19 protein-coding genes are annotated in these 22,804 nt (G+C 73.8%); 9 read left to right on the top strand and 10 right to left on the bottom strand.

Annotated elements, in window-relative coordinates; translation table 11 throughout:
* Positions 1 to 92 precede the first annotated feature (92 nt).
* Complete coding sequence (locus IN07_RS07285; RefSeq protein WP_036334719.1) at positions 93 to 1,088, bottom strand: ABC transporter permease; 996 nt, start codon at positions 1,086 to 1,088, stop codon at positions 93 to 95.
* Positions 1,081 to 2,340 (bottom strand): quaternary amine ABC transporter ATP-binding protein, encoded by a 1,260-nt coding sequence (locus IN07_RS07280; RefSeq protein WP_036334716.1) that lies wholly within the window; start codon positions 2,338 to 2,340, stop codon positions 1,081 to 1,083. The genes IN07_RS07285 and IN07_RS07280 overlap by 8 nt, the downstream gene beginning before the upstream one ends.
* 681 nt (positions 2,341 to 3,021) lie before the next feature.
* Here IN07_RS07280 and IN07_RS07275 point away from each other — a divergent pair.
* From IN07_RS07275 to IN07_RS07265, 3 genes are all read left to right on the top strand, one after another.
* A complete protein-coding gene (locus IN07_RS07275) occupies positions 3,022 to 3,342 on the top strand; it encodes a GNAT family N-acetyltransferase (protein ID WP_036334715.1) in 321 nt (106 codons plus the stop codon).
* A gap of 58 nt (positions 3,343 to 3,400) precedes the next feature.
* Entirely contained in the window at positions 3,401 to 4,768 is a 1,368-nt protein-coding gene (locus tag IN07_RS07270; protein WP_036334713.1) for a cryptochrome/photolyase family protein, read from the top strand.
* A gap of 104 nt (positions 4,769 to 4,872) precedes the next feature.
* Positions 4,873 to 5,682 carry an Fpg/Nei family DNA glycosylase gene (locus tag IN07_RS07265; protein WP_036334711.1) on the top strand — a complete coding sequence of 270 codons (810 nt, stop codon included), beginning with the start codon at positions 4,873 to 4,875 and terminating at the stop codon, positions 5,680 to 5,682.
* Here the strand turns inward: IN07_RS07265 and IN07_RS07260 are convergent.
* Positions 5,679 to 5,987: a putative quinol monooxygenase gene (locus tag IN07_RS07260; protein ID WP_036334709.1), complete on the bottom strand. Its 309-nt coding sequence runs from the start codon at positions 5,985 to 5,987 to the stop codon at positions 5,679 to 5,681. The two genes, IN07_RS07265 and IN07_RS07260, sit on opposite strands and share 4 nt — an antisense overlap.
* Before the next feature lie 81 nt (positions 5,988 to 6,068).
* Here IN07_RS07260 and IN07_RS07255 point away from each other — a divergent pair, with 81 nt between their 5' ends.
* Entirely contained in the window at positions 6,069 to 7,451 is a 1,383-nt protein-coding gene (locus IN07_RS07255) for an FAD-dependent oxidoreductase (RefSeq protein ID WP_036334708.1), read from the top strand.
* A 33-nt stretch (positions 7,452 to 7,484) separates the two neighbouring features.
* On the top strand, positions 7,485 to 8,615 hold the full coding sequence (locus tag IN07_RS07250) for an aminotransferase-like domain-containing protein (RefSeq protein WP_081975257.1): 1,131 nt from the start codon (positions 7,485 to 7,487) through the stop codon (positions 8,613 to 8,615).
* Positions 8,616 to 8,667: 52 nt separating this feature from the next.
* On the opposite strand, the gene ppc is transcribed toward IN07_RS07250, so the two are convergent.
* Positions 8,668 to 11,472, bottom strand: coding sequence for a phosphoenolpyruvate carboxylase (gene ppc, locus IN07_RS07245; RefSeq protein WP_081975255.1), 2,805 nt, complete (start codon positions 11,470 to 11,472; stop codon positions 8,668 to 8,670).
* Positions 11,473 to 11,527: 55 nt separating this feature from the next.
* On the opposite strand from ppc, the gene IN07_RS07240 reads away from it, so the two are divergent.
* Positions 11,528 to 12,445 (top strand): SMP-30/gluconolactonase/LRE family protein, encoded by a 918-nt coding sequence (locus tag IN07_RS07240; protein ID WP_036334707.1) that lies wholly within the window; start codon positions 11,528 to 11,530, stop codon positions 12,443 to 12,445.
* 157 nt (positions 12,446 to 12,602) lie between these two features.
* On the opposite strand, the gene IN07_RS07235 is transcribed toward IN07_RS07240, so the two are convergent.
* Both IN07_RS07235 and IN07_RS07230 read right to left on the bottom strand, forming a co-directional pair.
* The gene (locus IN07_RS07235; protein WP_052090995.1) at positions 12,603 to 13,805 is read right to left on the bottom strand and encodes an ABC transporter permease; all 1,203 of its coding nucleotides are present in this window, start codon (positions 13,803 to 13,805) and stop codon (positions 12,603 to 12,605) included.
* Positions 13,802 to 14,710 carry an ABC transporter ATP-binding protein gene (locus tag IN07_RS07230; RefSeq protein WP_036334706.1) on the bottom strand — a complete coding sequence of 303 codons (909 nt, stop codon included), beginning with the start codon at positions 14,708 to 14,710 and terminating at the stop codon, positions 13,802 to 13,804. The genes IN07_RS07235 and IN07_RS07230 overlap by 4 nt, the downstream gene beginning before the upstream one ends.
* Positions 14,711 to 14,720: 10 nt before the next feature.
* Between IN07_RS07230 and IN07_RS07225 the strand changes: the two genes are divergently transcribed.
* Complete coding sequence (locus IN07_RS07225) at positions 14,721 to 15,542, top strand: UdgX family uracil-DNA binding protein (protein WP_331437123.1); 822 nt, start codon at positions 14,721 to 14,723, stop codon at positions 15,540 to 15,542.
* 46 nt (positions 15,543 to 15,588) lie between these two features.
* Here the strand turns inward: IN07_RS07225 and IN07_RS07220 are convergent, their stop codons facing one another.
* Genes IN07_RS07220 through pdxH form a run of 3 tightly spaced genes read right to left on the bottom strand, consistent with a single transcriptional unit; the run spans position 15,589 to position 18,865 of the window.
* Positions 15,589 to 16,770 carry a glucose-1-phosphate adenylyltransferase family protein gene (locus IN07_RS07220; RefSeq protein ID WP_036334703.1) on the bottom strand — a complete coding sequence of 394 codons (1,182 nt, stop codon included), beginning with the start codon at positions 16,768 to 16,770 and terminating at the stop codon, positions 15,589 to 15,591.
* Between the two features lie 29 nt (positions 16,771 to 16,799).
* The gene (locus IN07_RS07215; protein ID WP_231558035.1) at positions 16,800 to 18,221 is read right to left on the bottom strand and encodes an MFS transporter; all 1,422 of its coding nucleotides are present in this window, start codon (positions 18,219 to 18,221) and stop codon (positions 16,800 to 16,802) included.
* Positions 18,218 to 18,865 carry a pyridoxamine 5'-phosphate oxidase gene (gene pdxH / locus IN07_RS07210; protein ID WP_081975253.1) on the bottom strand — a complete coding sequence of 216 codons (648 nt, stop codon included), beginning with the start codon at positions 18,863 to 18,865 and terminating at the stop codon, positions 18,218 to 18,220. The genes IN07_RS07215 and pdxH overlap by 4 nt, the downstream gene beginning before the upstream one ends.
* A 143-nt stretch (positions 18,866 to 19,008) precedes the next feature.
* Here pdxH and IN07_RS07205 point away from each other — a divergent pair, with 143 nt between their 5' ends.
* A complete protein-coding gene (locus tag IN07_RS07205) occupies positions 19,009 to 20,139 on the top strand; it encodes a citrate synthase 2 (protein ID WP_036334701.1) in 1,131 nt (376 codons plus the stop codon).
* Positions 20,140 to 20,168: 29 nt separating this feature from the next.
* Positions 20,169 to 21,284 carry a phosphoserine transaminase gene (gene serC, locus IN07_RS07200; RefSeq protein WP_036334699.1) on the top strand — a complete coding sequence of 372 codons (1,116 nt, stop codon included), beginning with the start codon at positions 20,169 to 20,171 and terminating at the stop codon, positions 21,282 to 21,284.
* Positions 21,285 to 21,338: 54 nt separating this feature from the next.
* Here the strand turns inward: serC and IN07_RS07195 are convergent, their stop codons facing one another.
* Positions 21,339 to 22,799 (bottom strand): circularly permuted type 2 ATP-grasp protein, encoded by a 1,461-nt coding sequence (locus IN07_RS07195; RefSeq protein WP_036334697.1) that lies wholly within the window; start codon positions 22,797 to 22,799, stop codon positions 21,339 to 21,341.
* Positions 22,800 to 22,804: the final 5 nt, after the last annotated feature.

Genomic DNA, 22,804 nt, shown 5'->3' with positions numbered 1-22,804 from the left:
TTCCTCTCCTACATCTGGTGGCGGTCGACTGCCCCGCGCACCGTCGGTGCTCCGGCTCCGTGGCGACGGCCTGGGAGGGCCGCGCCGGTCGGCTACCGGGCAGGTTCGGTCGGTGAGTTCTGGGTGGTCGCGCCGGGCAGCGCCGCGTCGGTGGCGCGGCTCGTGGCGACGGGGCTCGCGGTGACGGTGCCACCGCGGCTGAGGAAGGACGGGAAGCCGGACAGCCGCCCGCGCCGCTGACCGAACGCGCTGGTCAGCCGGTCGAGGTAGATGGCCAGGACGACGACGGAGAGGCCGCCCTCGAAGCCGAGCCCGACGTCGAGCCGGGAGATGCTGGTGACGACGACGCCACCCAGGCCCCCGGCCCCGATCAGCCCGGCGATGACCGCCATGGACAGCGCCAGCATGATCACCTGGTTGACCCCGGCCATGATCGTCGGCAGGGCCAGGGGCAGCTGGATCCCGCGCAGGATGCGACCCGGCGGGCTGCCGAAGGCGTGCCCGGCCTCCACCAGCTCCTGATCGACCTGCCGGATGCCCAGCTCGGTGAGCCGGACGCCGGGCGGCATGGCGAAGATGATCGTGGTGACGACACCCGGGACGAGGCCGATGCCGAAGAAGGTCACCGCAGGCACGAGGTAGACGAACGCCGGCATCGTCTGCATGAAGTCGAGCACCGGTCGGAGGACGGCGCTGACCCGGTCGCTCTTGGCGGCCGACACCCCGATCGGGATGCCGATGGCGACCGCGATGACCGCGGACACCAGCACCAGTGCCAGCGTCGCCATGGCCGGCTCCCACATCCGCATGCTGATCAACAGCAGCAGGCCCAGCAGCGACACGACGGCGAAGCGCACCGACCGCACGACGCCACCGAGCACGGCCAGCAGCACGGCCAGCAGGACCGGCGGGGGGAACAGCAGCGCGTCGCGCAGGCCCTCCACACCGGTCTCGGTCCCGGCGCTGATCACGTCGAAGACCGGGGAGAAGTTCTCGGTGACCCAGTCGAAGCCGGTGTCGATCCAGTCGCCCACCGGGATCTGCGGCAGGGCGCCGTCCTCGGCGGCCCGGAGCACGGTCTCAGCCACGGACGGCCTCCTTCGTCGTCACGGCGGTGGCGCCCACCGGGTCGGCCGGTGCCCGCGAGAGGGACGGTGCGGGGCGCGGCACGCCCCCCAGTGCAGCCAGGACCGCGCCTCGGGGCACCACCCCCAGCAGCCGGCCGGCGTCGTCCACGACGGTCACCGGCACCTCGTCCTGGGCGGCGGGGGCGAGCAGCTCGCTCAGCGTGGTCGTCGCCCGGACGTCGACCGGGGGCAGCAGGGGGAGGCCGGCCAGCGACGGCGCCCCGGCCGCGACGGCGGCCCGGACGGCGTCCTCGGTGGCCACGCCGGCCACCCGGCCGTCACCGTCCCCGACGAGCACGGAACCGGAGCGGTGGTCCTGCATCGCCTGCAGCACCTGCGCGGGCGCAGCCGTCGGGGAGACCAGCGTGGGCGCCTCGACCATCACGTGCCGGGCGGTGAACACCCGCCCACGGTCGACGTCGGCGAGGAACTGGCGGACGTAGTCGTCGGCCGGGGTCTCGAGGATCTGGTCGGGCGTGCCGATCTGCACGATCCGCCCGTCGCGCATGATCGCGATCCGGTCACCCAGGCGCATGGCCTCGTTGAGGTCGTGGGTGATGAAGACGATCGTCTTGCCCAGCGAGGCCTGCAGCTCCAGCAGCTGGTCCTGCATCTCGCGGCGGATCAACGGGTCCAGCGCGCTGAACGCCTCGTCCATCAGCAGCAGGTCGGTGTCGGCGGCGAGCGCGCGGGCCAGGCCGACCCGCTGCTTCATGCCACCGGAGAGCTGCCCCGGCTCCTGGTCGGCCCACTGCTCGAGCCCGACGAGCGCGAGGGCCTCCTGCGCCTTGGCCCGGCGGGTGGCGCGGTCGACGCCGCGCACCTCGAGGGCGTAGGCGGCGTTGTCCAGCACGCTGCGGTGCGGGAAGAGCGCGAAGTGCTGGAACACCATGCTCATCCGCTCCTGCCGGAGCCGGCGCAGCGCCTTGTCGTCCAGCGCGGTCAGCTCGTCGTCGCCCACCCGCACGGTCCCGGCGGTGGCCTCCAGCAGCCCGTTGAGCATCCGCAGCAACGTCGACTTCCCCGAGCCGGACAGCCCCATGACCACGAAGATCTCGCCCGGCTCGACGGTGAAGCTGACGTCGATGACGGCCGGGATGGCGCCACGGTCCCGCACCTCTGCGACAGAGGCGCCGTCCCGGAGCCGGTCGACCGCCTCGGCGGTGCGCCGGCCGAAGACCTTGAACAACCCCTCGGCATGTACTGCGGGCACGGGCAACCTCTCGTCAGCGGACACGGCCCGGGCCTGGCGGCACGACGAGCAGGCGGGCGACCGCTCCGCGGAGCGGTCACCACCTGCCGTGTCGTCCCGCCGGGCGCACCGCTCCTGGAGCGGGCGCCACGGGGCGCGGGTGCGGCTCACCGGCCACGACGCCAGGGCGTCGGCACGCACGTCGCGGTGCGCCGGTCAGCGAGCCGGGGTGGGGCAGGCAGGGCCCGCTCCCATCTCGGAACAGGACGCTAACAGCGGATGGCGGACACAAATGACACTTTCAGCCCATCGGGCAATTCCGTTATGTCGTCGTGACTCGCACGGGGTGTCGAACAGCACAACGACAATTCCGCCGCTCGGTCGAGATCGGCACCGTCCGGTAGGTGTCACCCGCCTGAACTGCGGGTACACGTACTCGGGCGCGGCCCGAGGGCAACCGAGAAATGTGTTGCCACGCTGTCATGGGATCGTCATCAGATCTCCATGTGACACCAACTTGAGTGCAATTCACCCCCGGCCGATCACCGCATCGGCGACTGTGGTGCGCGTGGGACGGGGAACCTCTGGGGTCCCCGACGCGTGGGAGGAGATGCGGGCGACACCGTGTCGCAACCGTTACCTTGTGTCAGCACATACGAGCCCCGGCAAGGGCGCCGGAGGCGCGGGAGGTGGAGAGCACCGATGGAGATCACGGTCGTCGACGTCCCCGAGCGGGGCCGCTTCGAGATCCGGGACGGCGAGCGAGTCGTCGGCCTGGCCAGCTACCACGTCGACCAGGGCGTGATGACCCTGCCGCACACCGAGATCGACCCGACGATGGGCGGTCGAGGTCTGGGCACCCAGCTGGTGTCCGCCGTCCTCACCGCCGCGCGCGAGCGGGGCCTGCACGTGCTCCCCTACTGCTCGTTCATCCGCAAGTACCTGGTCGACCACCCCGAGCAGCTCGACCTCGTCGCCGAGGCCGACCGGCCCACCTTCGGCCTCGCGCCCGCCCACAGCTGAGCCACCCGGCAGCTGGTCCACCCAGCGGCGCCGGTCGTGGCTTCCTAGGCTCGGTCGGGTGCCCACCGCGCTGCTCTGGTTCCGCCGTGACCTGCGCCTGGACGACCACCCGGCCCTGCTCGCCGCCATCGACGCCGCCGGGCCCCAAGGCAGCGTCGTCCCCGTCTTCGTCTTCGACGACCGGCTCTACGGCCCCTCGGGCGAGCCGCGCCGGCGGTTCCTGCTCGACTGCCTCGCCGAGCTCGACACCGCGACCGGCGGCGCCCTCGTCACGCGCACCGGCGACCCGACCGCCGTCCTCCCCCGGCTGGCGGCAGAGCTGGGCGCGGTGAGCGTGCACGTCACCGCCGACGCCGGCCCGTACGGACGGCGCCGGGACCAGGCGGTCGAGCGGGCGCTGGGCGACATCCCGCTGGTGCGCACCGGCTCGCCGTACGCGGTCGCTCCCGGGCGGGTGGTCAAGCGGGACGGCACGCCGTTCCAGGTGTTCACCCCGTTCGCCCGCGCCTGGCGGGAACACGGCTGGCACTCCCCCGCCGTCCGCCCGGACCCGGTCCCGTGGCAGCGCGACGTCCGCTCCGACGACCGCCCACCGCGACCGGCCCTGGGCGACGTCCAGCTGCCCACCGCCGGCGAGGCCGCGGCCCTGGAGGCCTGGCACCGGTTCCGCGACGAACGGCTGCGCGGCTACGACGAGGGCCGCGACCGGCCGGCGACCAACGGGACGAGCCGGTTGTCGGCCTACCTGAAGTACGGCTGCATCCACCCGCGCACGCTGCTCGCCGACCTGGCCGCCGAGGAGGGTTCGGAGTCGGTGCGCCGCTACACCGACGAGCTCGCCTGGCGCGACTTCTACGCCGACGTCCTGTGGCACCGGCCCGACTCGGCCCGCGAGTACCTCAAGCCCGAACTGCAGAGCATGGGCTACGACTCCGGGCCGGACGCCGAGGAGCTGGTGCGCGCCTGGGAGACCGGCCGCACCGGCTTCCCGATCGTCGACGCCGGGATGCGGCAGCTGCTCGGTGAGGCCTACGTGCACAACCGGGTGCGGATGATCGTCGCCTCCTTCCTGGTCAAGGACCTGCACCAGGAGTGGACGCTGGGCGCGAAGTACTTCATGGAGCACCTGGTCGACGGCGACCTGGCCAGCAACAACCACGGCTGGCAGTGGGTGGCCGGCACCGGCACCGACGCCTCGCCGTACTACCGGGTGTTCAACCCGATCACCCAGGGCAAGAAGTTCGACCCGGACGGCAGCTACGTGAAGCGCTGGGTGCCCGAGCTGCGCGATCTCGACCCGAAGCACGTGCACGAACCGTGGACGGCGCCCGGCGGCGTCCCGGCCGGCTACCCCGAGCCGGTCGTCGACCACGCCCATGAGCGCCAGGTGTCCCTGGACCGCTACGCCGCCCTCCGCGCCCGCTGACACCTCGACAGAAATGGCCACTTCTGTCGAGGTGTCGGCTGGGTCACCGGTGCCGTCGTGGCGAGCGGGGCCCCGGCGGGTGAAGCTGGACGGCGTGATCGTCGGTGCCTGAGGGCCACACCCTGTTCCGGTTGGCCCGCGAGCAGCAGGCCGCGTTCGCCGGCCGCGAGGTGCACGTGACCAGCCCGCAGGGCCGCTTCGCCGGGCAGGCCGAGCTGCTCGACGGCCGGGTCCTCGACGAGGTCACCTCCTACGGCAAGCACCTGTTCGCCTTCTTCGGCCCGGACGTCGTCCACGTCCACCTGGGTCTCTACGGGAAGTTCACCTCCGGCACCGGGCTGCCCCCGGTTCCCCGCGGCGCCCTGCGGATGCGCTGGGAAGGCCCGGGTGAGGACGGCGAGGGCGTGTGGACCGACCTGCGCGGCGCCACCGCCTGCGACCTGATCACCGACGGCGAGGTGCAGCTGATCCTCGACCGGCTCGGCCCGGACCCGCTGCGCCGGCGCTCGGATCCGGCGAAGGCGTTCGCCCGCATCTCCCGCAGCCGGACCACCATCGGCGCGCTGCTGATGGACCAGGCCGTGCTCGCCGGTGTCGGGAACGTCTACCGGGCAGAGGTCCTGTTCCGGCAGCGACTGAGCCCGTTCCGGCTCGGCCGGGACGTCGACGCCGACCTCTGGGACCGGCTGTGGGCGGACCTGGTGACGCTGATGAAGGCCGGGGTGAAGGCGGGCCGGATCGTCACCACCGAGCGCACCGACCGCGAACGCCGGCGCGGTCCGGCGCTCCGGGAGGACGCCCACTACGTCTACCGGCGCGCCGGGCTGCCCTGCCGGATCTGCGGCACCGAGGTGCGCACCGAGGTCATGGTCGGCCGCAACCTCTTCTGGTGCCCCACCTGCCAGGCGGTCTAGAGGGCGCCCTTGGCCTCGTCGCCGGCGGGCAGGGCGTGCAGCAGCCGGACGCCGATCGGCTCGGTCAGGTCGTCCTTGACGGCCTCGGTGAGCTGGTTGAACGTCTCGCCCGCCCCGTGGGCCTTGACGTCGTCCTGGGTGGCCCATCGCTCGATCATCACGAAGCCGTAGCCGTCCTCGTGCAACGCGTAGAGCTCGCAGCCGGGCTCCTCGTGCACCCTCGGGATCGCCGCGGTGAACGCCTCCCGGACGGCGTCGGCCCGGCCGGGCTTGGGCGAGATGGTGGCGACGATCGTGATGGACACGCAGGGCTCCTCAGCGGTGACCGGGCACGGCTGCCCGGGTTCACCCTGGCGCCTACCCGCCATCGGGACGACGATGCGGGCGTGGCCCAACCCGCTGTGCCCGGACGCCCGCTGCGCGTCGCCGTCGTCGGTGCCGGGCCGGCGGGCATCTACGCCGCCGACGCGCTCGCCGGACAGGACGACGTCCCGGTCGCCGTCGACCTGATCGACCGGCTGCCCACCCCGTTCGGCCTGGTGCGGCACGGCATCGCCCCGGACCACCTGAAGATGCGGGCGCTGCGCGAGACGCTGCACCACACCCTGGACCACGAGCGGGTGCGCTTCGTCGGCAACGTGGAGATCGGCACCGACCTGGCCCTGGACGAGCTGCGCCGGCACGTCGACGCCGTCGTCTACACCTACGGCGCGGCCGGTGACCGCGCACTGGGCATCCCCGGCGAGGAGCTGCCCGGCAGCCTGGCCGCCACCGACGTCGTCGCCTGGTACTGCGGGCACCCCGACGCCGACCGGGGCCGGGTCGAGGAGCTGGTGTCCCGGGCCCGGGACGTCGTGGTGGTCGGGGTGGGCAACGTGGCGCTCGACGTGGCCCGGGTGCTGGCCCGCTCCCCCGCCGAGCTGCACCCCACCGAGATGCCGCACCACGTGCTCGACACCCTGGCCGCCGCACCGGTCGAGCGGATCACCGTGCTCGGTCGCCGCGGCCCGGCCCAGGCCAGCTTCACCACCCAGGAGCTGCGCGAGCTGGGCCACCTCGCCGCAGCCACCGTGCTCGTCGACCCGGCCGACCTCACCGACGCAGGGGACGCCGCCCTGGCCGCCGAGGACCGACACGTCGCCCGCAACCTCGCCGCACTCGCCGACTACGCCGGCCACGAGGCCGCGCCCGGCACGGTCAGCGTGCGGCTGCGCTTCCACGCCCGGCCGGTGCGGCTGCTCGGCACCGACCGGGTCATCGGGGTGGAGGTGGAGCGCACCCGGGTCGACGCGGACGGCCGGGCGGTCGGGACCGGCGAGCTCGACGTCGTCCCGGCCGACCTGGTGGTGCGCTCGGTCGGCTACCGCGGGCACGCGCTGCCCGGGCTGCCGCTGGACGGGGGCACCGTGCCGCACGACGCCGGCCGGGTGGTCCGGGACGGCGAGGTCAGCCGCGGCGAGTACGTGGCCGGGTGGATCAAGCGGGGCCCGACCGGCGTCGTCGGCACCAACAAGCACGACGCCCGGGAGACCGTCGCCTCGCTGCTGGCCGACGTCGCGTCCGGGGTGCTGCAGCCCGGTGGGGACGACGACTGGGTCGACACCCTGCTCGCCCGCGGCGGGCACCCGGTGCTGCTGGCCGACTGGCGGGCGATCGACGCCGCCGAGATCGCGCTGGGTGCGGTGCACGGCCGGGCCCGCACCACGCTGCACGAGCGGGAGTCGCTGCTCGCCGCCGTCCGGGCCGCCGCGGCAGCGCAGGAGGGCTGAGGTGGGGTGGCGCGGTACGGCAGACTCGGTGACGTGACCGGCTCAGCACAGACCTCGCCCGCCACCACGATGATCTCCTTCGCCCGCGGTGCCCCGTCCACCGACATCGTCGACGTCGAGGGCCTCAAGCAGGCCGCCGTCGCCGCGTTCGACTCCGACCCGGCCGGGATGACCGGCTACGGGACGGCGGTCGGCTACGTGCCGCTGCGCGCGTGGATCGCCGAGAAGCACGGCGTCCCGGTCGAGCACGTGCTGGTGACCAACGGCTCGATGCAGGCCGATGCCTTCCTCTTCGACGAGCTGGCCACGCCGGGCGCCGCGGTGGTGACCGAGCGGCCCACCTACGACCGCACCCTGCTCGGGCTGCGCAACCGCGGCGCCGACGTGCACCTGGTGACGCTGGAGGAGGACGGCATCTCCGTCGACGAGCTCGCCGCCCTGCTCGAGGGTGGGCTCCGGCCGACGCTGGCGCACGTCATCCCCAACTTCCAGAACCCGGCCGGCTACACGCTCTCGCTGGCCAAGCGTGAGCGACTGCTGGAGCTGGCCCGCGAGCACGACTTCGTGCTGTTCGAGGACGACCCGTACGTCGACATCCGGTTCAGCGGGGAGCCGCTGCCGCGGATGCTGGAGCTGGACGGCGGCGCGGCCAGCGAGCACGTCGTCTACGCCTCGTCGTTCTCCAAGACGGTCTGCCCGGGCATCCGGGTGGGCTACCTGGTGGGGCCGCCGGCGCTGATCAAGAAGATCCAGGTCCGGGCCACGAACACCTACATCGCGCCGAACATGGTCGCCCAGGGCACGGTCTACGCCTACCTGCAGGGCGAGCGGTTCCCGGCCGCGCTGGAGCGGGTGAAGTCGGCGCTGGCCGAGCGGGTCGGGCTGCTGGACGACGCGCTCCGCGAGCGCCTGCCGCAGGCGTCCTTCCGCCGTCCCGAGGGCGGGTACTTCCTGTGGGTGTCGCTCCCCGAGGGCGAGGGCCACGACGTCGCCCGGATCACCACCGAGGCAGCCGCCCGCGGGGTGGCGATCGTGCCGGGCACCGACTTCCTGCTCGAGGGCGGGGAGAACTCGTTCCGGCTGGCCTACTCGGCCGTGCAGCCCGGCGACGTCGACGAGGGCGTCCGCCGGCTGGCCGCCGCCATCGAGGCCGCCCGCTCCTGAGCACTGTGCGCTGACGGCGGGTCCCGGAGGTGGAACCCGCCGTCAGCGCACATCAGCCGGAGTTCCGCAGAGCGGTGGCGACGCCGTTGACGCTCAGCTGGATGCAGCGGCGCACCAGCTCGTCGTCGTCCCCCTCGCGGCGGCGGCGCAGCATCTCCACCTGCAGGTGGTGCAGCGGCTCCAGGTAGGGGAACCGGTTGCGGATCGACCGGGCCAGCGACGGGTTGTCGGCCAGCAGCTGGTCGTCGCCGGTGACCGCCAGCAGCATCCGCACCGTGCGCTCGTGCTCGGCGGTGATCTGGCTGAACACCCGGTCACGCAGTTCGGGGTCGGGCACCAGCTCGGCGTACCGGGCGGCCAGCTCCAGGTCGGTCTTGGCCAGCACCATGCCCATGTTGGACAGCACGGTGCGGAAGAACGGCCACCGCTCGTGCAGGTCCTGCAGCTGGGCCAGCCGGCCGGGGTCCCCGTCGACCCAGGACTCCAGCGCCGTCCCGGTGCCGTACCAGCCGGGCAGCATGATCCGGGCCTGCGACCAGCTGAACACCCACGGGATCGCCCGGAGGTCGGTGATCTTGTCCCCGGCCTTGCGGGACGGCGGCCGGCTGCCGATGTTCAGCTCGGCCAGCTCCCGGATCGGGGTCGCGGCGCGGAACCACTCGACGAAGCCGGGCGTCTCGTGCACCAGCGCCCGGTAGGCGCCCTGCGCACGGGCCGCCAGGTCGTCGAGCAGCGTGTAGGCGTCCTCGGCCTCGGTGCCGAGCCCCTCGATGTCCAGCAGCGTCGACTCCAGGGTGGCCGCGACCAGCGCCTCCAGGTTCCGGCGGGCCAGGTCGGGTGAGGCGTACTTGGCCGCGATCACCTCGCCCTGCTCGGTGATCCGCAGCGCCCCGGCGACCGAGCCCGGCGGCTGGGCCCGGATCGCCTCGTAGCTGGGGCCGCCGCCCCGGCCGACGGTGCCGCCGCGGCCGTGGAAGAGCCGCAGCCGGATGCCGTTGGCGCGGGCGACCTCGACCAACGCCAGCTCGGCCCGGTACAGCGCCCAGTTGGCGGCCAGGTAGCCGCCGTCCTTGTTGCTGTCGCTGTAGCCGAGCATCACCTCCTGGTCGTCGCCGCGGTTGGCCACCAGCGCCCGGTACAGCGGCTGGTCCAGCATCGCGGCCAGGATCGTGCCGGCGGCCTGCAGGTCGCCGATCGTCTCGAACAGCGGGGAGATGCCCACCGAGCAGGTGGGGCCACCCTCTGCGCCCGGGTCGAGCAGCCCGACCTCCTTGAGCAGGACGGCGACCTCCAGCACGTCGCTGACCGACTCGCACATGCTGATCACGTAGTTCGGGATCGCCCGTGGGCCGAGCAGCGCCACCTGCTCGGCGGCCGCCACCAGGAGGTCCAGCTCGCCGCGGGCCAGCTCGGAGAGCTCGGCGCCGGGGCGCACCAGCGGTCGGCGCAGCTGCAGCTCGCCGGTGAGCAGCTCGACCCGGGCGGTCTCGTCGAGGGCGGCGTAGTCCTCGCACACCCCGGCCCAGGCCAGCAGCTCGCCCAGCACCTCCTCGTGCACCGCGGAGTTCTGCCGCATGTCCAGCCCGCACAGGTGGAAGCCGAAGACCTCCACCGCGTCACGCAGCCGGGCCAGCCGGTCGTCGGCCAGCGCACCCGCCCCGTGGCTGCGCAGCGAGGCGTCGACCGTCGTGAGGTCGGCGATCAGCTCCTCGGGCAGCTCGTAGGGCGACAGCTCGACGTCCGGCTCCTCCCCCGGCACCGAGCCCAGGACCCGCCGCGCGGTCGCGGCCAGCCGCCGGTAAACCCCGCGCAGGGCCCGCCGGTAGGGCTCGTCGCCGCGGAACGGGGAGTCGTCACCGGAGGCCTCGGCCAGGGCGTACAGCTCGTCGGTCGGCGTCACCAGCCGGTCGGACATCGACAGCTCGTCGGCCAGGCAGATGAGCTCGGCGAGGTGGTGCCGCAGCGCCGTCTCGGCCTGTCGGGTGGTCGCCCGGCGGACGGCGTCGGCGGTGACGAACGGGTTGCCGTCCCGGTCACCGCCGATCCAGGAGCCCGGCTGCAGCATCGGGGTGGCCAGCAGGTCGGCGTCCGGCCAGCGCGCGCGCAGGGCCTGGCGGAGCTCGGTGTTGATCGCCGGGACGACCTCGAACAGCGACAGGTCGTAGTAGCGCAGCGCCTCGTCGATCTCGTCGGCCAGCCGCAGCCGGGACAGCCGCAGCAGCGCCGTCTGCCAGAGGGTGAGCACCTCGCGGGACAGGTGCGCCGCCCAGGCCCGCTCGTCGATCCCGTACGGCCCGGCGTCGTCCCGCTGCCGGATCAGGTCGGTGACCTGTTGCTGCACCTGGGAGATCGTCCGGCGGCGCACCTCGGTCGGGTGCGCGGTCACCACTGGGACGACGAGCGCCCCGGCCAGTTCCCGGGCCACCACGTCGCCGTCGAGACCTGCCTCGTCCAGCAGGTCCAGCGACGCCGCCAGGCTCCCCTTCTGCGGGGGTGAGCCCTCCCGCCGGTGGTGCCGGCGGCGGCGCTCGTGGTGCACGTCCTCGGCGATGTTGGCCAGCAGCGAGAAGTGGCTGAACGCCCGGACGACGTGGTTGGCCTCGTGCAGGTCGAGCTGGGCCAGCCGGTCGGCGAGCTCGGAGCGGCCCACCTCGGAGCGTCGGATCCGGAAGGCCTCGACCCGGGTGGCCTCGACCAGCTCGAGGACGTCGGCGCCGGCCTGCTCGCCGATCACCTCCCCGAGCACTCGGCCCAGCAGTCGGATGTCGGCCCGCAAGGGCTCGTCGGTGCGGTCGTCCGGGTCGGTGGGACTCCCGGAGGGGCGTAGGTCGGCAACGTCGACGGTGGCTTCGGACACGGGGGCAGTATCCGCAACCGGTGTGACGGTCGGGTGTCCCGGGGAGGATGGGCGGGTGATCCGACTGCAGGCGACACCGACCAGCCCCGTCCCGGCCGAGCACGGAGAGGGCCCTGTCTTCGACGCCGCCGCGCAGGAACTGCTCTGGGTGGACATCACCGCGGGGCTGGTCCGGCGCGGCACGATCGCCGGGGACGACGTCGTCCCGGTGGCCTCGCACCGGGGCGGTGACACGGTGGGGTTCGTCGCCCCGGCGGCCGCCGGCGGCTGGCTGCTGGGCGCCGGGGCCGGCATCACCCGGCTGACCGCCGAGAGCGACGCACAGGTGCTGATCGAGCTCACCGGAGAGGGCGGCTCGGAGTCCGCGGGCGGCACCCGGATGAACGACGGCGCCTGCGACCGGGCCGGCCGGTTCTTCGCCGGGACGATGGCCTTCGACGAGCGGCCCGGCGCCGGCAGCCTCTACCGGCTGGACCTCGACGGCACGGTCAGCACCGTGCTCGACGGCCTCACCATCTCCAACGGGCTGGGCTGGTCACCCGACGACCGCACCGTGTACCTCTCCGACTCCGGCGCGAAGACGGTGTGGGCGTTCGAGTACGACCTGGACAGCGGCGCCTTCGGCGAGCGCCGGGTGCTGCTGGACTTCAGCGACGACCCGGCCGGCGTCGCCGACGGCCTCACCGTCGACGACGAGGGCTGTCTCTGGACGGCGCTGTGGGGCGGTGCCCAGGTGCGGCGGTGGTCGCCCGAGGGCGAGCTGCTCGCGGTCGTCGAGGTCGCCGCCCAGAACACCACCAGCTGCGCGTTCGCCGGCGACCTGCTGGTGATCAGCACGTCGGTGCACGGCATGGACGACGCCGCCCGGGCCGCCCAGCCGGACGCCGGCCGGCTGTTCACCGTGCGACCCGGGGTCAGCGGCCCGCCGGCGAACCCCTACCGCGGCCCCCTCGGCGCCCTCCGCCAGCGCTGACCGCCGTCGTCCCTGCACCGCCGTCGTCCCTGCACCGCCGTCGTCCCTGCACCGCCGCAGTGATCAGGTGACCTGATCGGACACTGTCCCCCCGCACCAACGCTGGTGCAGGGGGACAGTCGTTGATCAGGTCACCTGATCAACGCTGCGAGCGGCGTCAGGCCTTCTCGGCGGCCAGGGCCTCGCGGAGCTTGAGCCGGCCGCCGGTGCGCAGCAGCGCCCCGGAGTAGATCCGCCCACCGATCCGGACGATGACTGCGATCGCCAGGACCATCAGCAGGACGGCGAGCCCGACCTCCCACCACGCGGCCTCGCCGGCGGCCTGCCGTACCGGCATCACCATCGGCGACAGACCGGGGACGTAGGAGGTCACCGTGGCCAGCGTGCTGCCCGGGTCCTGGGCGGCCTGGATCGCGACGATGAACCCGACCACGAGCAGGATGGTCGTCGGCGTCAGCACGCTGCCCAGGTCCTCCTGCCGGCTGACCAGCGAGGCGGCGACCGCGAACACCGCCGCGTAGAACGCGTAGCCGATCACGAACCAGGCGAGCACGTTCAACACGGTGCCGATCAGCTGGCCCGGCAGGTCGATGACGTCGAAGGCCAGCGCCCCGGCCACCCCGACCACGGCGATCACCGCGGTCTGCAGCAGCCCGAGGGCACCCAGGCCGATGATCTTCCCGGCCAGCAGCTGCCACGGGCGCATGGTGGCCAGCAGCAGCTCGACCACCCGGCTGGACTTCTCCTCGACCACGCCCTGCGCGACGAACTGCCCGAACAGGATGAAGAGGAAGTACAGCAGGCCCACCCCGAGCAGCGCGACGACCGTGGCCTGCGTCCGGTCCGCCTCGTCCGCCTCCAGGGCGACGACGTCGACCGCGGGGGCGGGCTCGAGCTGCACCCCGGCCTCGGTGAGCTGGTCGGCCACCGAGAGGGCGGCCAGTGCGCTCCGCACGAGGTCCTCGGTGCTCCCGCCCGCGGACTGCACCAGGAGCTCGGGCCGGCTGCCCGTCGGGTCCAGCAGGGCGGCGTCGACGTCCTCCTCCGCGACGGCGGTGCGGGCGGCGGCCTCGTCGGCCAGCTCGACCACCGTCACCTCGGTGCCCAGCGCATCGCCCTGCTGCTGCAGGACCTGCTCGACGGCCCGGTCGCCGCCGACCAGGCCGATCCGGCTGGTCGACTCCCCGCCGCCGAGGAGCACCTGGAACAGCATCAGGCCGATGATCAGGACGATCAGCACCGCGGAGCTGACCAGGAAGCCCTTGTCCCGGATCCGGGTGGAGATCTCCCGGCCGGCCACGAGCCGGACGAGCTGGGTCGGGCTGTGCGGCTTGATGTCGGTGGATGCGGGCGCGGTCATGCCGCCACCTCCCGGGTGTCGGTGACGGCGTGGCGGAAGAGCTCGACCAGCGTCGGTTCCCGCCAGGCGAAGTGGGCGACCCGGCCGGTGGCCAGGGCGGCGGCCAGCACCTGCTGGTCGTCGGCGCCGGGAGCCAGCTCGAGCACGGTGTCGCCGCGCTGCTCGGAGACCACTCGCACGCCGGGCACGGCGGCGGCCCAGCCGACCGACGCGTCCGGGACCACGACGCGCAGTTGGCGACCGGCGGCCGCGGAGCGCAGCTCGTCGACCGTGCCGCTGGCGACGATCTTGCCGCGGGCGAGGATGCCGACCGCGTCGCAGAGCCGTTCCACCAGGTCCAGCTGGTGGCTGGAGAAGACGACGGGCACGCCGCGCCGGCACTGCTCGAGCAGCGCCTCGGCCAGCGAGTCGACGCCCACCGGGTCCAACCCGGAGAAGGGCTCGTCGAGGATCAGCACGTCGGGCTCGCTGACCAGGGCGGCGGCCAGCTGCACGCGCTGCTGGTTGCCCAGCGACAGCTTCTCCACCCGGTCGTTGCGCCGCTCCCCCAGCCCGAGCCGCTCGGCCCAGTGCTCGGCGGCGCGGCCGGCGGCCCGGGCGTCCAGGCCGTGCAGCCGGGCGAAGTAGGCCAGCTGCTCGCCGACCTTCATCTTCGGGTAGAGGCCGCGCTCCTCGGGCATGTAGCCGATCCGGCGGCGGACGACCTCGTCGACCGGCCGCCCCGTCCAGCGCACCTCCCCGGCATCGGCGCGCGCGAGGCCCATGGCGATCCGCATGGTGGTGGTCTTCCCCGCCCCGTTGGACCCGCAGAAGCCGAACATCTGGCCCGGGGCCACGGTGAAGCTCACCCCCTCGAGCACCTGGTTGCTGTCGTAGGCCTTGTACAGGCCGTCGAACTCGAGCACTGCTCCTCCGGTGTCCGTCGTGTGCGTGCAGCCCTTGCCATCCGCAACGAGTGGGAGCCTGTCGCATGACTTTCCAACCCGTCAAGTGAACAGCGCGGTGCGTCCTCCCGTTCGTGCTGCGCCGGCGCCCTCGGTCAGGTGGGATCGGGGCATGACGGAGAACCACCCAGCACAGGTGCCCAGCGACGTGGGCCTGGCCGGGCTGCGCGAGGCGGCGGCCGGCTGCCGAGCCTGCGAGCTGTGGGAGCCGGCCACCCAGACCGTCTTCGGCGAGGGCCCGGAGACCGCGCGGGTCGTCTTCGTCGGCGAGCAGCCCGGCGACCAGGAGGACCGCGCGGGCGAGCCGTTCGTCGGCCCGGCCGGGAAGCTGCTGGACCGAGCGCTGACCGACGCCGGCATCGACCGGCGCGACGCCTACGTGACGAACTCGGTGAAGCACTTCCGGTTCACGCCCACGCCCAAGCGGCGGATCCACCAGTCCCCGGGCGCGGAGCACCTGCGGGCCTGCCGCCCGTGGCTGGAGGCGGAGTTCGCCGTCCTCCAGCCGGAGGTGGTGGTCTGCCTGGGCGCGGTGGCGGCCAAGGCGCTGATCTCACCGTCGTTCCGGATCACCCGCGAGCGGGGGCAGCTGCTGCCGTGGACGCCGCCGGGCGTACGTGCCGCGGAGGCGTCGCTGGCCGACGCCGACCAGGACGAGGACGCCCCGCACCAGACCTGGGTGCTCGCCACGGCGCACCCCTCCGCCGTGCTCCGGACGCCGGACGACGCCCGGGCCGCCGCGTACGACGCGCTCGTGGCCGACCTCCGGGTCGTCGCCCACGCCCTCGCCTGACACCCCTGAGGGGCCAAAGTCGCGACTTTGGCCCCTCCCGGAGGGGTCAGTCGTCCTCGGGCTCGGGGTGGCGGGCCCCGGCGGAGAGCTCGGTCCCGGCCTCCACCGTCGCCCGGCGGCCGACCAGGGTGACCGCGCCGTCCCCACCGACTGTGGCCCGCTCCCCCACCGTCACCCCGTCGTCCAGGACGGTGCGGGTGACGGTGGCCCCCGCGCGCACCCGGGAGCCGGGCAGCAGCACCGAGTCGATGACGGTCGCCCCCGGCTCGACGATCACCCCCGGCGACAGCACCGAGCCGCGCACCTCGCCGGCCACCCGGGTGCCCCCGGACACCAGGCTGTCCTCGACCACCGCGCCGCTCAGCAGGCGGGCCGCGCTGTGCCGGCCGCCGCGGGTGTGGATCGGCCAGCTCGGCTTGTCCAGGTCGATCGGCGGCTCCTCGCAGCGGAACTCGCGGTGGGACTCCCAGTAGGACTCGATGGTGCCGACGTCCCGCCAGTAGCCGTTCAGCGGGTAGGCCCGGGCCAGCCCGTCCTTCGTCTGCGCCGGCAGCAGGTGGGTGCCCAGGTCCTCCAGGCCGTCGTCGCCGACCTCGTCGCTGATCGCCTCGAGCCGGTCCAGGGTCTCGTTCGGGGAGAAGACGAAGACCTCGTTGGTGGCGGTCGTCGTCGCCGGCTCGTCGGGCTTGTAGGCGTAGTCGGTGACCCTGCCGTCGTCCGCGGCCTGGACGATGCCGTAGCGGCTGGCGTCGTCGTCCTCGACCTCTGTGGTGACCATGGTGACCTCGGCCCCGGAGCCCAGGTGGGCCTCGACGACGTCGCGGTAGTCGAGCTTGTAGACCGCGTCGGAGCTGACCACCACGAGCGCGTCGGCGCCGAACTGCCGGATGAGCTCGGCCTGCCGCCAGAGCCCGTCGGCGGTGCCCATGGTGAAGCCGCCCCGCTCACTGCCCTGGAACGGCGGCAGCATCATCAGCCCGCCGGTGGTGCGGTCCAGGTCCCACGGGCGGCCGTTGGCCAGGTGCTCGTTGACCGACTGCGGCTGGTACTGCTCGGACACCCAGACGTCGGGGATCTGTGAGTGCTCGCAGTTGGACAGCGGGAAGTCGATGAGCCGGTAGACCCCGGCGAACGGGACGGCGGGCTTGGCCCGGGTCTCCGTCAGCAGTTCGAGGCGGCTGCCCTTGCCACCGGCGAGGACGAGGACGAGGACCCGCGGGAGTGCCATGGCCGCCCACGTACCCGGGCGCGGGCGGCTCACCCCTCGGGCGGCGCGGCGTGCTCCTCGGCCAGCCGACGGCGGGCGTCGCGGGCCACCTCGTCGGCCCGGGACGCCCGGAACAGCCAGAACGACGGCACCGCGACGGCGACCACGGCCATCGCCACCACGATCACCACGCCACCGGAGACCATCGCCGCGGTGACGCCGACGCTGCTGGCCATCAGGCCGGCGCGCAGGTCGCCCAGCCGTGGCCCGCCGGCGACGACCACGATGAACACGCCCTGCATCCGGCCGCGCATCTCGTCCGGCGCCGCCGTCTGCAGCATCGCCGAACGGAGCACCGCGCTGACCATGTCGCCGGCGCCTGCGACGGCGAGGCAGAGCACCGCCAGCCACAGCGTCGAGGCCAGCCCGAAGCCGATGATCGCCACGCCCCACACCGCGATGGCGGCCAGCACGACGGCGCCCTGCCGGTCGACCCGGCTGACCCACCCCGAGGTCAGGCCCATCAGCAGCGAGCCGATCGACACCCCGGCGAACAACCAACCCAGGCTGTTGGCGTCACCCCGGTAGACCGTCTGGGACAGCTCGGGGAAGACCGCCTGCGGCCAGGCGAAGAGCATCGCGATGACGTCGACGACGAAGGTCATCAGCAGCACCGGCTGGGTGCGCAGGAAGGCGAAGCCCTCCCCGACCCCGCGCACGGCCGCGCCGAGCCGCAGCGGACCGGAGACCCCTTCCGGCGGCAGTGGCGGCAGCCCGCGCAGCAGCAGCACGGCGGCGACGAAGCCGAGGGCGTCGATCGTGTAGACGATCGAGAGGTCGCCCAGGCCGATGAGCAGGCCGGCCAGCAGCGGCCCGACGATCACGCCCGCCTGGCGCACCGTCATCGCCAGCGCGTTGGCCGCCGCGACCTGGTCCCGCCCCACCAGCGCCGGGATCACCGCGCTGCGGGCGGGCTGGTTGACCGCGGCGAATCCGGAGACGGCGGCGGCCAGCACCCACAGCACGCTGATGTGCCCGTCCCCGGGCAGCAGCGCCTGGACGGCCAGCAGCGCGCTGGTGACCGCCGCACCCGTCGAGCTGATCAGCATCAGCAGGCGGCGGTCCATGGCGTCGGCGATCGCCCCGCCGAGCAGGCCGAAGACGACCAGCGGCACCAGCGCGACGACCGAGGTGAGCCCGACCATCAGGGAGGAGCCGGTCAGCTCGTAGACCTGGTACGGGACGGCGACCAGTGTCATCTGCTGGCCGAGCATCGTCACCGCGACACCACCGAAGACCCGGCGGAAGGCGCGGTTGCGCAGCGGCGCGGTGTCCAGCGCCCAGCCGCGCCGGCGGTTCACCGGCTGCGGCTGCTCGACCGGCAGACCCCCCTCGACCGGATCCACCGGCTCCACGCCACCAAAATGGCCATTTTGGTGGTCGGGGTTGTCGGGGTGATTCGGGCCCTTCACGGGGCCAGGCGCTGCACGACCCAGCCGCCGCCTTCCTCGTCATCGCGCACGAACACCAGCCGGTCGTGCAGGCGGTCATGGCCGCCCTGCCAGAACTCCACCCGCTCCGGCAGCACCCGGTAGCCGCCCCAGTTCTCCGGACGCGGCAGCTGCCCGGGCGGGGTCTGGGCATCCAACTCGGTCACCCGGGTGCGCAGCAGCTCGCGGGACTCCACCACCGTCGACTGGATCGAGGCGGCGGCGGCCAGCTGCGAGCCGCGGGGCCGGGGGTCCCACAGCAGGTCCGACGCGGTCGGACCGATCCGCTCGACAGCACCGGCCACCCGGACCTGCCGCTGCTGGGCGTGCCAGGGGAAGACCAGTGCCGCCCGGGGGTTGACGGCCAGCTGGGCGGCCTTGGCCGAGGCGTAGTTGGTGCCGAAGACGAACCCGTCGACGTCGTAGCCCTTCATCAGCACGACGCGGGCATCCGGCATGCCGTCGGCGTCCGCGGTGGCCACCACCATGGCGTTGGGCTCGGGCAGCTCGGCGGCGACGGCGTCGGCGAACCAGCGGTCGAACTGCTCCACCCAGGTGGCCGCGAGGCCCTCCTCGCCGAAGCCGCTGTCGTCGTAGTCCCTGCGCATGCGGATCAGGTCGGCCACCGGCCCATGCTGTCACCGTTGCAGCGCGCACCGCCCGCTGGCCGGGAGCCGGGGTGCACCCCCGGGCCGGCCAGCCCCTAAGTTGAGGCTCGTCGTGCGCTGACCAGCGTCCGTCCCCACCCGCGCGCAGAGGAGCATGCGAGATGGCCGACGACTTCGTACCGGGCCTGGAGGGCGTCATCGCCTTCGAGACCACCATCGCGGAGCCGGACAAGGACGGTGGGGCGCTGCGGTACCGCGGCGTCGACATCGAGGACCTGGTCGGCAAGGTCACCTTCGGCAACGTCTGGGCGCTGCTGGTCGACGGGAAGTTCGGCCCCGGCCTGCCCCCGGCCGAGCCGTTCCCCATCCCGGTGCACACCGGTGACGTCCGGGTCGACGTGCAGGCCGCGCTGGCGATGCTGACCCCGATCTGGGGCTACCGCCCGCTGCTGGACATCTCCGCCGAGGAGGCCCGCGACGAGCTGGCCCGAGCCGCGGTCATGGCGCTGTCCTACGTGGCCCAGTCGGCGCGGGGCATCGGCATCCCGGCCGTGCCGCAGAAGCGCATCGACGAGGCCTCCAGCATCGTCGAGCGGTTCATGGTCCGCTGGCGCGGCGAGCCCGACCCGCGGCACGTCGCCGCCGTCGACGCCTACTGGACCTCGGCCGCCGAGCACGGCATGAACGCCTCGACCTTCACCGCCCGGGTCATCGCCTCCACCGGCGCCGACGTCGCCGCTTCGCTGTCCGGCGCGATCGGGGCGATGTCCGGCCCGCTGCACGGCGGCGCCCCCTCCCGGGTGCTGCACATGCTGGACGGCGTCGAGGCCTCCGGCGACGCGGTGAGGTACGTGAAGGACCTGCTCGACAAGGGCGACCGGCTGATGGGCTTCGGGCACCGCGTCTACCGCGCCGAGGACCCCCGCGCCCGGGTGCTGCGCCGGGCCGCCGAGGAGCTGGGCGCGCCCCGCTTCGAGGCCGCCCTGGCCCTGGAGAAGGCCGCCCTCGCCGAGCTGCGCGAGCGCCGTCCGGACCGCCCGATCGAGACCAACGTCGAGTTCTGGGCCGCGATCGTGCTGGACTTCGCCGAGGTGCCCAGCCACATGTTCACCTCGATGTTCAGCTGCGCCCGCACGGCCGGCTGGTGCGCGCACATCCTGGAGCAGAAGAACACCGGGCGACTGGTGCGCCCGTCGGCGCGCTACGTCGGGCCCGACCCGCGCAAGCCCGAGGACGTTGAGGGCTGGGACACCATCCAGACCAAGTCGATCAGCGACCCCGCCCCCGCCTGAAGAAGGACCGTCCGAGAGGCAGACCGCACATGAGCATCACCATCCCCACCGACCTGCTCCCCCGGGACGGCCGCTTCGGGTGCGGCCCCTCCAAGGTCCGCCCCGAGGCGCTGCGCGCCCTGGCGACCGACGGGGCCGGGCTGATGGGCACCTCGCACCGGCAGGCGCCGGTGAAGGGCCTGGTCACGCGGGTGCGGGAGGGCCTGTCCCAGCTCTTCGACCTGCCCGACGGCTACGAGGTGGTGCTCGGCAACGGCGGGACGACGGCGTTCTGGGACGCCGCGACCATCGGCCTCATCCGCCGGCGCAGCGCGCACGGCAGCTATGGCGAGTTCTCCGCGAAGTTCGCCTCCGGGGTCGCCGAGGCGCCGTTCCTCGACGCCCCGGTGATCGCCAAGGCCGCGCCCGGCTCGCTGGCGCTGCCGACGGCCGAGGCCGGGGTCGACGCCTACGCCTGGGCGCACAACGAGACCTCGACCGGGGTCATGGCGCCGGTCACCCGCCCGTCGGGCATCGACGCCGACGCCCTGGTGCTCATCGACGCGACGTCCGGTGCCGGCGGGCTGCCGGTCGACGTCGCCCAGACCGACGTCTACTACTTCGCCCCGCAGAAGTCCTTCGCCAGCGACGGCGGCCTGTGGATCGCGCTGATGTCGGCCGCGGCGCTGGAGCGTGTGGCCGAGATCAAGGCCTCCGACCGCTGGGTCCCCGGCTTCCTGGACCTGTCGATCGCCGTCGACAACTCCGGCAAGGACCAGACCTACAACACCCCGGCCGTCGCCACGCTCTTCCTGCTGGCCGACCAGATCGACTGGATGCTGGGCCTGGGTGGGCTGTCCGGTGCGGTGGCGCGGAGCGAGGAGTCGGCGAGCCGGCTCTACGGGTGGGCGGAGAAGACCTCCTACACGTCGCCGTTCGTCGCCGACCCCGAGCACCGCTCGCTCGTCGTGGGCACGGTCGACTTCGACGAGTCGGTCGACGCCGCGCTGGTCGCCACGACGCTGCGCGCGCACGGCGTCGTCGACGTCGAGCCGTACCGCAAGCTGGGCCGCAACCAGCTGCGGGTGGGCATGTTCCCGGCGATCGACCCCGACGACGTGAGCGCACTGACCGCCTGCATCGACCACGTCGTCGGCAAGCTGTAGGGGCACCGTCCCGAGGCTCGTCCCGAGCTCGCGAGGGATGGGCCTCGGGGTCCTTCAGGGCAGCAGCCAGGTGTCCTTGCTGCCGTCCAGCACGCCGGAGCCCTCGACCAGCTCCACCCGGGTCCACGGTGCGGGCAGCGCCCGGGTGGTCGCGCCGGCGACGGTGGACACCCGCAGGCCGGCGACGCGCGGCGCCAGCGAGCCGTCGACGACGGTGGGCACCGTGGAGACGTCGAGCGGTTCCTGGGCCGTGAAGCGGTGTGGGGCGGCCGCCACCTCGGCGTGCAGCTCGGCCAGCTCGGCCGCCGAGCAGCGCGGACCGACCACCACCCCGCGACCGCCGTACCCGTCGACCGGCGTCACGACCAGCTCGTGCAGCCGGTCGCGCACCTCGGCGAGGTCGGCGTCGTCGGCCAGCAACCAGGTGCGCACGGTGTCCAGCACCGGCTCCTCCCCCAGGTAGAACCGGATCAGCTCCGGCACGTACCGGTAGGTGGCCTCGCCGTCGGCCACGCCGTTGCCCGGCACGTTGGCCAGCGCCAGCTCCCCGGCCCGCACCGCGGCACCGAGCAGCACGTCCAGTGCCGCCCCGCTCGGCGTCAGGTGGGCGGCCAGCCCGGCCTCGTCCAGCCGCAGGTGGAGGACGTCGACCTGCAGCCGCTGCCCGTCCACCTGCACCGCGACTCCCCCACCGCGGGTCGGCCAGAGCGTGTCCGGCGTGGCGATCGGGACGCCCATCGCCGCGGCCAGCTGCCGGTGCTCGAACCAGCTGGTGCTGCGCGGCCCCTCCGACAGCAGGGCCAGTTGCGGCGTCCCGGTGCACGCCGACGGTGCGGCCTCGGCCAGCGCCGCCCGCAGCAGCGGCACCGCCTCGCCCGGGTCGGCGAGCCCGGCGGCGTCGGCCGTGGCGTGCAGCTCCGGCAGCGCCGCCCGGCTGCTGGCCCGGTCGCTGAGGGCGTACCCGATGCCCGACGGCGTCCGCAGGTGGTCCGAGACCGCCACCCAGCCCCTGGGGCCGTGCCGCAGGTCCAGAGCCGCGACGGTGGCCCGCTGCTGCCCGGGCACGGCCAGCCCGGCCGCCGACGCGCGGAGCCCCGGGCTGGCGGCGACGACCCACGCCGGCACGATGCCGGCGCGGACCACCTCCGGGTGCCGGTCGGGGTCGGTGCGGCGCCGTCCGGCCGGGCGGTAGACGTCGGCGAGGAAGGCGTTCAGCGCCCGGAGCCGCTGTTCGGCGCCGCGGGCGACGTGCGCCCAGTCGGCGGTCGGGACGACGCGCGGCACCGGGCAGAGCGGGAGCGACCGCTCCTGCAGCCGGCCGTCGACGTAGCTGCCGGCCACCACCCCGCGCGACCGGCGTTCCCGGTCGATGGCGTCGACGACCGCGCCGATCCCGTCGGCACCGAGGTCGTCCATCGCCTGCAGCACCGGGCGGTAGGCCGACCGCCGCGCACCCGTCGCCTCGTCGTCCGCCGAGCCCGGGTAGCGCGCGAAGACGCCGGAGGCGTCGGTCATCGCAG

This window comes from Modestobacter caceresii (genome assembly GCF_000761485.1).
Lineage (GTDB): Bacteria > Actinomycetota > Actinomycetes > Mycobacteriales > Geodermatophilaceae > Modestobacter > Modestobacter caceresii.
This window is presented reverse-complemented; position numbering and strand designations above follow the sequence as displayed.